The following is a 7865-nucleotide window of genomic DNA, read 5'->3' as shown; positions in this document are numbered from 1 at the left end:
TTCAGACGAAAGTCTTCCGGATCACGAAACTGCTAGCGCAGCAGGCGGTCGCCGGCGGCGGCGCGTTCGGCCGGCACCGCTTCGGTGCGGCCATCGGGCAGCAGCCGCTGGATGGTGCCTTCCTGCAGCGCAAGCAGTTCCGCGACCGACTGCCGCGCGCGCCGCCGCGCGCCGCGATCCAGCACGCGCCCGGCCAGCAGCAGCGCGAGCAGCGCGGTCGCGCCGTCGAAATAGGTGTAGGGGCCGTTGAACACCGTCTCGGACAGCGACATCAGGGCGGTCGCGAGCACGCCGAGCGAGACGGCCATGTCCATGCTCGGCCGGCCCGCGCGCAGCGCCGCCCAGGCGGAGCGGTAGAAGGGCATGCCCGCGATCAGCACGACCGGCATGCCGATCAGCGCCGCGAGCCAATGCAGCCCGTGCCGCAGCGCCGGGCCCATGTCCGTGCCCACCCAGACGGCGACCGAGACGAGCATCACGTTCATCGAGCCGAAGGCCGCGATGCCGAGCGCACGCGTCAATTCGCGCCCTTCGGCATCCTCGGTCGCACGCAGGCAGGCGGGGGAGAAGGGCGCAGCGCGGAAGCCGAGGCGCGCGAGCAGCGCGGCGATGTCGTTCGCCCGCGCCGCATCGCCACGCCAGGTGACGGTGAGCCGCCGCGCCGACAGCGAGGCGCGGGCGGAGAGGATGTCGGGCTCGCGCGCCAGCGCCTGCTCGACCAACCAGACGCAGGCGCCGCAGGTCAGTCCCGCGACGACGAGTTCCAGCCGCTGCACGCCGTCGCGCTCGGCCGACGCGAAGGGTGCAAGGTCGATGCCCGCGACGGCGGCCTCGGGGCGCAGCGTGCCCGCCTCCGTCTCCCGCCGCGCATAGAAGGCGGCAAGGCCGAGCCCGGCGACGAGCGCGTGAGCGCCTTCGCAGCCCGTGCAGCAGAAGCGCTCCTGCCCGGGCGCGAGCGCCGCGCCGCAATGCGCGCAGGCAGCGGCCGAGAGCGCTTCGCTGGCGACGGGACGGGCGCGGTCGATCAGGCTCACGGCACGATCACGCGGCGGCGGATGTCGAAGGCGGTCTCATTCGGGCCGAACAGGGTCAGCCGCACGTCCCACTGGCCGCGCTGCGGCGGGGCGGCCTCGGCGGCCCAGCGCCCGCCGCCGGTCGGCACGAAGGCGAGCGGGATCTCGGTGCCTTCGAGGGGGCGGAGCAGAACGCCCTCGACGCGCCCGGGGACGGGCCGGCCCTCGCGATCCGTCGCGACGAGGCTCAGGCGCCCGCCTTCCAGCGCGACCTCGGCCTTCCAGCCGAGCGCATCCTGCCGCGCGGCTTCCACCAGGACATGGTCGTAGCTGCGCCCGCGTTCGTAGGAGCGCGGGACGGTCACGCCGGTGAAGGTCGTGATCGCGAAATACACCAGCACCCCGTTGACCAGGATGACGAGCGCCATCGCCCCGGCGAAGGCCCAGGGAATCCAGCGGCCGCGGGAAGGATCGTGCATGGTCGCGCTCATGGCCTCGGTCCCACGAAGGTGCTCGACTGGCTTGCCGCCACGCGGCCGTCAGGCTCGAGCAGGCGGAAGGTGACCGACGTGGATTCCGCCAGCCGCGCACCCGGCGGCACGGTGATCAGCACGCGGTACTGGGAGATGCCGTCGGCGCGGCGGGACAGCAGCGGCCGTCCCTGTGCGTCATGGTCGGCATCCTGCACGGACAGGCGGAAGCCCTCCGGCGCCTGCAGCGACAGGACGAGCGGCGCGTCCTCCCGCCGCTTGTTCACGATCTTGACGGTGTAGCCGTTGCGGATACCGCCATCCGACAGCCGGACGAACAGCGGCGCGCGGTCGCGCAGCACCGTCACGTCGAGCGTCGAGCGCAGCAGGAAGGCCAGCAGCATGGCGAGCGAGACGACGACGAGCGCGGCGGCGTACATGACGGTGCGCGGCCGGACGAAGCGCGGCATGTGGCGCGCCTTCATCCCGCAGGCCTGGCGTTCCGCGCCGGGCGCCATGCTGGCGACGGCGGCCTCGCTGGCGGCCAGGTTCTTCAGCGTCTCGAAGGCGATCAGCCCCTTGGGCCGGCCGAGCTTGCCCATCACGCTGTCGCAGGCATCGATGCACAGGCCGCAGCCGATGCATTCCAGCTGCTGCCCGTCGCGGATGTCGATCCCCGTCGGGCAGACATGGACGCAGGCGTAGCAGTCGACGCAGTCGCCGACATTCTCGGCCTTCGCTTTGCCGCGCGGTTCGCCGCGCCAGTCGCGATAGGTCACGACGAGCGAGTTCTCGTCCAGCATCGCCGCCTGGAAGCGCGGCCAGGGGCACATGTAGGTGCAGACCTGTTCCCGCGCCCAGCCCGCAAGCAGGTAGGTGAAGCCTGCGAAGAGCGCGAAGAAGAAGTAGATGTTCAGCGTGGCCGCGCCGGTCAGGATCTCCATCGTCACTGTCGGCGCGTCGTTGAAGTACATCACCCACGCACCGCCCGTGGCCGCCGCGATCAGCAACCACACAGCATGCGTCAGCCCCTTGCGGGTCCAGTAATTCGCGTTCTTCGGCCCCTGGTCGAGCTTCATCCGCGCGTTGCGGTCGCCCTGGATCCAGCGTTCCACCCACATGAACAGGTCGGTCCAGACCGTCTGCGGGCAGGTGAAGCCGCACCACAACCGCCCGAACAGGGAGGAGACGGCGAACAGCGCGAAGGCGCCGAGGATCAGCGCCCCGGTGAGGAAGTAGATCTCCTGCGGCCAGATCTCGATCCAGAAGAAGAACAGCCGGGCATTGGTGATGTCGACCAGCACCGCCTGGTCGGGCATCCCCGCGCCGCGGTCCCAGCGCAGCCAGGGCACGACGTAGTAGAGGGCGAGGCAGAGGCCGAGCACGGCCCACTTGACCGAGCGGACGAGGCCGAAGACGCGCTTCGGATAGACCTTCTGCCGCGCCGCGTAGAGCGACTGCGGCGCGGCGGAGACCGGCGCGTCGGCCGGCCGGTCCCCTTTCGCGCGGTGCGGAGCCTCGACGGTGCCCATGGCTGCCTCGCTTGCCCCGGCCTCAGTTGGTGCGGCCGAGGGACTGCACGTAGACGGTCAGCATGTTGATGGTCGCGGCATCGAGCCGCCCCTGCCAGGACGGCATCACGCCGGCCCGCGGGTTGCGGATCATCGCGACGACCTCCGGCTTGCTCGCGCCGTACAGCCAGATCTGGTCGTTCAGGCGCGGGGCGCCGAACTCCCGGTTCCCTTCCCCGCGTTCGCCGTGGCAGGAGGCGCATTGCTCGGCATAGAGCGCAGCACCCCGCCCGGCCGCCGCCTGGTCCGTCGCGCGGTTGGTCAGCGACAGGACATGTTCGGCCACGTCGTTGATCTGCGCGGCCGTCAGCAGGTTGTCTGCACCGAAGCGCGGCATCTGGCTCTGCCGCTGGTCGTCGCTCTCGTTCGCGCGGATGCCGTGGCGGATGGTGTGCTGGATCTCCTCCAGGCTGCCGCCCCAGATCCAGTCGTCATCCGCGAGCGAGGGGTAGCCGCCCGTCGCGCCCTGCCCGCCCGCGCCGTGGCAGGCGGCGCAGTTGTTGGCGAAGGCGACCCGCCCGCCAGCGAGCGCGAAGGCGCGCATCTCGTCGTTCTCGAGGATCTGCGCCGGCGTCGCCTCCCGCAGCCGCGCCATCATCGGCGCGTTGCGTTCCTGCGCGGCGCGCACTTCCTCCACGATCGCCTCCCGCGCGATCCAGCCCGAGGTGCCGCGCCAGCCGGGCACGGAAGGGTAGATGATCACGAAAACTAGGCCCCAGACGATCGTCGCGTAGAAGGTCCAGAGCCACCATTTCGGCAGCGGGGTGTTGAGTTCCTTGAGCCCGTCCCATTCGTGCCCGGTGGTGTCCTGGCCCGAGAGGGTGTCCTTCTCGATCTTGGTCGGCATCCTGGGATGCTCCTCAGCTTCTCGGCCGCGCGATGTCGTCGCGCAGCGGAATATCGGCCTGGGATTCGAAGTGCTGCTTCTTCGACGGGCGCAGGACGAACCACAGCATCCCGAGGAAGAGGACGAAGAACCACACGACCCAGAGGGTGCGGATCAGCGGCAGCTGGGAGGTCAGGGCTTCCACCGCCGCCTCCTCAAGGCTGGCGCAGCTGCGCGGGCGTCACGTCGCGGAAATCGACGAGCGTGCCGAGCATCTGCAGATAGGCCACGAGCGCATCCATCTCCGTCACCACCGCGGGGTTGCCGTCGAAGGCCGCCTGGCGGGCGCGGGCGTAGCGGCCCTGGAAGGGGGCCGCATCCGCGTCCGGCGTCGCCTGCGCACGAAGGTCCGCGACCGCGTTGGCGATCATCTCGTCCGTGTAGGGCACGCCCACCGCGCGCAGCGCGCGCATCCGCGCCTGCACGTCCGAGACGTCAAGCGGACGATCCAGGAAGGCGTAGGGCGGCATGATCGAGGCCGGCACCAGCGCCCGCGGGGAACGCAGATGCGCCGCCTGCCAGTCATCCGAGTAGCGGCCGCCGACGCGCGCAAGGTCGGGCCCCGTGCGCTTGCTGCCCCACTGGAACGGATGGTCGTACATGCTTTCCGCCGCCAGGCTGAAATGCCCGTAGCGTTCCAGCTCGTCGCGGAAGGGGCGGATCATCTGGGAATGGCAGTTGTAGCAGCCTTCCCGGATGTAGATGTCGCGCCCGCGCAGCTCGAGCGGGGTGTAGGGGCGCACGCCGGACACGCGCTCGATGGTCGTCTCCGCCGCGAACAGCGGGACGATCTGCGCGAGGCCGCCGATCGAGACCGTGATGAGCGTGAGCACGCCCATCAGGATCACGTTGCGCTCGATGATGCCGTGGTCGCGAAGCCAGGCGAACATGTGCGGGTCCTCCTTATTCGGCCGCGACGGCGATGGCGGAAGCGGCCGACGGTTCGGGCTCGGCGGCCTCGCTGTCGGTGACGGTCTTCCAGAGGTTGAAGGCCATGATCAGCGCGCCGCTCAGGTAGAGCACGCCGCCCAGCGCGCGGATCACGTAGTAGGGGTGCATCGCCTCCACCGTCTCCACGAAGGAGTACTGGAGGAAGCCGAGCTCATCGTACGCCCGCCACATGAGGCCCTGCATGATGCCCGAGACCCACATCGCGGTGATGTAGAAGACGATGCCAAGCGTCGCGAGCCAGAAGTGCCAGGCGATCAGCTTCTCGCTCCAGATCGCCTTCTTCCGCCACAGCACGGGGAACAGGTAGTACAGCGCGCCGAAGGTGATGAAGCCGACCCAGCCCATCGCGCCGGAATGCACGTGGCCGATCGTCCAGTCGGTGTAGTGCGACAGGCCGTTCACCGCGCGGATGGACATCACCGGCCCTTCGAAGGTCGACATGCCGTAGAAGCCGACGGCGGTGACCGAGAAGCGCAGCGCGGGGTTGGTGCGCAGCTTGTCCCACGCGCCCGAGAGCGTCATGAGCCCGTTGATCATGCCGCCCCAGGACGGCATCCAGAGCACGACCGAGAACACCATGCCGAGCACCTGCGCCCAGTCGGGCAGCGCGGTGTAGTGCAGGTGGTGCGGACCGGCCCAGATATAGAGGAAGATCAGCGTCCAGAAGTGCACGATGGACAGGCGGTAGGAATAGACCGGCCGGTTCGCCTGCTTCGGGATGAAGTAGTACATGATCCCGAGGAAGCCCGCGGTCAGGAAGAAGCCCACCGCATTGTGCCCGTACCACCACTGGATCATTGCCCCCTGCACGCCCGGGGGCGCGGCGTAGGAGGAGGAGGAGCCGAGGCTGACCGGGATCGAGATGTTGTTCCCGATATGCAGCAGCGCGACGGTGATGATGAAGGCGAGGAAGAACCAGTTCGCCACATAGATGTGCGGTTCCCGGCGCTTCATGATCGTGCCGCCGAACACCACCAGGTAGGCGACCCAGACGACCGTCAGCCAGAGGTCCACATACCATTCGGGCTCGGCGTATTCCTTGCCCTGGGTGATGCCGAGCACGTAGCCGAGTGCCGCCATGACGATGACGAACTGGTAGCCCCAGAAGAGGAACCAGCCGGCGTCGTCGCCGCCGAACAGCCGCGCATGGCAGGTGCGCTGCACGACGAACAGGCTGGTGCACAGCAGCGCGTTGCCGCCGAAGGCGAAGATCACCGCGCTCGTGTGCAACGGCCTCAGGCGCCCGAAGGTCGTCCATTCCAGGTCGAGGTTCAGCAGCGGGAAGGCCAGCTGCAGGGCAATGACGACGCCCACGAGGAACCCGACCACCCCCCAGAAGGCGGTGATCGCCGCGAAGGCGCGGATCGGTGCCTCGACATAGGCCACCTCCCCCGCCCTTGTCGCCTGCCCCGGAGCCAGGGCGGCGGTTGCCGTTGCTGCTGCCACGACCGATCTCTCCCACGACGGCCGCATGGCGGAGTCGCCATGCCTGCCACGCTCGGGAAGGAAGCGTTCCGATCCGTTTGCGTCCTTGATCCGGATCAATTCTCTCGCACTGCAACAGGCTAGGCTGCGATTCCGTCACGAAGGCTTCCGGGGGAACCGAGCCATGCCGAGCGAAGCGGACAGCGTCACGCGCCGGCCCGCCCTGATCCGCACCGTGCCGCCCGACCGGCCCTGGGCCTGGCTGACGGCGGGATGGCGCGACCTCATGGCCAATCCGCAGATCGGCTTCTTCTATGGCGGCGCGCTCACGCTCGCCGGATGGGTGCTGGGGCTGCTGCTGCTCTGGGCGCGCACCGCCTGGGCGATCCTGCCGGCCTCGGCGGGTTTCTTCATGGTCGCGCCCATCCTCGCCGCCGGGCTCTACGAGGCATCAAGATTGCGCGAGGAAGGCCAGCCGGTCACCTTCGCTGCCTGCCTCAAGGGCTTCACGCGCAATGCGGGGCAACTCGCCTTCATGGGCGTGGTGCTGCTGATCCTGCACCTGTTCTGGGTGCGCGTCGCGGCGCTGATCTTCATGCTGATGTTCGGCATCAACTTCGCCCCGGCGCTGGAGGACCTGCCGATGGCGATGCTGCGATCGCCGATGCTGCTGCCCTTCCTGGTCGTCGGCACGGCGGCGGGCGCGGTGCTCGCGGCTGGCGCCTTCGCGATCTCCGCGGTGTCGATCCCGATGCTGGTGGACAAGGACATCACGGCGATGGAGGCGATCACCGTCTCCTTGCGGGCGATCATCGCCAACCCGGCGGCGATGATCTTCTGGGCCGGGCTGATCGTGGTGTTCACCGCCATGGCGATGGTGCCCTTCTTCCTCGGCCTCGCGCTGGTCATCCCGCTGGTCGGGCACGCCACTTGGCATGCCTATCGCGACCTGGTGCGGTAGAGCAGATCGCATTCGGCTGGGATCAGCCGGATGCGTGAAGATGCGCGCAGAACGATGCCGGAGCGGTCTCCAGCCATCCGGAAACCGCTCTCGCCGTCAGGCCACCAGCCTGACCGCCATCGCGCCCAGCATCACCCCGTTCAGCGCGAACAGCGCCGCACCCGCGACGCGCAGGCCCGGCCCCGCGCGCCGGCCGAAGAAACGCCCGAGAAGTGCGACGCCGACCAGCGCCGGCACCGTCCCGGCGACGAAGGCCAGCATGGCGAGCGCCCCACCCAGCGCCGAGCCGGTCGCCGCCGCCGCTGCCAGCGCGCCATAGAGCAGCCCGCAGGGCAACGCGGAGAGCATCAGCCCGAGCGCCACGCCGCGCAGCCCGGTGGGTGCTGCGATCAGCGCGCCCATGCGGGATTCGATCCCGCGCGGCAGGCGCGGCGCGGGCAGGCGCGGCAGCATCGCCGCGATGCGCGCGCTCGCCTGCGCCAGCATCAGCAGCGCCGCGAGGGCGAGCAGCGCCGCCAGCAGGAAGCGCAGCCCGGTGCCGAGTGCCACCAGCCCCGCGAAGCCGCCGGCCAGCGCGCCGAGCAGCCC

The 7865-nt window shown here is 69.7% G+C and carries 9 protein-coding genes; 1 reads left to right on the top strand and 8 read right to left on the bottom strand.

What is annotated here, in order from left to right; all coding sequences use genetic code 11:
- Nucleotides 1-32: 32 nt before the first annotated feature.
- Genes HW577_RS15880 through ccoN form a run of 7 tightly spaced genes read right to left on the bottom strand, consistent with a single transcriptional unit; the run spans nucleotide 33 to nucleotide 6337 of the window.
- On the bottom strand, nucleotides 33-1034 hold the full coding sequence (locus HW577_RS15880) for a cation transporter (RefSeq protein ID WP_332837739.1): 1002 nt from the start codon (nucleotides 1032-1034) through the stop codon (nucleotides 33-35).
- Complete coding sequence (locus HW577_RS15875) at nucleotides 1031-1504, bottom strand: FixH family protein (protein WP_198377129.1); 474 nt, start codon at nucleotides 1502-1504, stop codon at nucleotides 1031-1033. The genes HW577_RS15880 and HW577_RS15875 overlap by 4 nt, the downstream gene beginning before the upstream one ends.
- Nucleotides 1501-3015, bottom strand: a complete 1515-nt coding sequence (ccoG, locus tag HW577_RS15870) for a cytochrome c oxidase accessory protein CcoG (RefSeq protein ID WP_198377128.1) — start codon at nucleotides 3013-3015, stop codon at nucleotides 1501-1503. The genes HW577_RS15875 and ccoG overlap by 4 nt, the downstream gene beginning before the upstream one ends.
- 22 nt (nucleotides 3016-3037) lie before the next feature.
- Nucleotides 3038-3901: a cytochrome-c oxidase, cbb3-type subunit III gene (gene ccoP / locus HW577_RS15865; protein WP_198377127.1), complete on the bottom strand. Its 864-nt coding sequence runs from the start codon at nucleotides 3899-3901 to the stop codon at nucleotides 3038-3040.
- A gap of 13 nt (nucleotides 3902-3914) precedes the next feature.
- Entirely contained in the window at nucleotides 3915-4085 is a 171-nt protein-coding gene (locus HW577_RS15860) for a cbb3-type cytochrome oxidase subunit 3 (protein ID WP_332837738.1), read from the bottom strand.
- A 10-nt stretch (nucleotides 4086-4095) separates the two neighbouring features.
- Complete coding sequence (ccoO, locus tag HW577_RS15855; protein WP_198377126.1) at nucleotides 4096-4830, bottom strand: cytochrome-c oxidase, cbb3-type subunit II; 735 nt, start codon at nucleotides 4828-4830, stop codon at nucleotides 4096-4098.
- 13 nt (nucleotides 4831-4843) lie between these two features.
- Nucleotides 4844-6337: a cytochrome-c oxidase, cbb3-type subunit I gene (ccoN, locus tag HW577_RS15850; RefSeq protein WP_408639536.1), complete on the bottom strand. Its 1494-nt coding sequence runs from the start codon at nucleotides 6335-6337 to the stop codon at nucleotides 4844-4846.
- 163 nt (nucleotides 6338-6500) lie between these two features.
- Between ccoN and HW577_RS15845 the strand changes: the two genes are divergently transcribed.
- Nucleotides 6501-7277 carry a DUF2189 domain-containing protein gene (locus tag HW577_RS15845; protein WP_198377124.1) on the top strand — a complete coding sequence of 259 codons (777 nt, stop codon included), beginning with the start codon at nucleotides 6501-6503 and terminating at the stop codon, nucleotides 7275-7277.
- 96 nt (nucleotides 7278-7373) lie between these two features.
- On the opposite strand, the gene HW577_RS15840 is transcribed toward HW577_RS15845, so the two are convergent.
- The coding region (locus HW577_RS15840; RefSeq protein ID WP_198377123.1) for an urease accessory protein UreH domain-containing protein at nucleotides 7374-7865 on the bottom strand (492 nt) is incomplete at its 5' end.

The sequence above is a fragment of the Neoroseomonas rubea genome, from assembly GCF_016106015.1.
Classification (GTDB): domain Bacteria; phylum Pseudomonadota; class Alphaproteobacteria; order Acetobacterales; family Acetobacteraceae; genus Neoroseomonas; species Neoroseomonas rubea.
The sequence above is the reverse complement of the archived record's forward strand: the minus strand, read 5'-3'. Positions and strand labels throughout refer to the sequence as shown.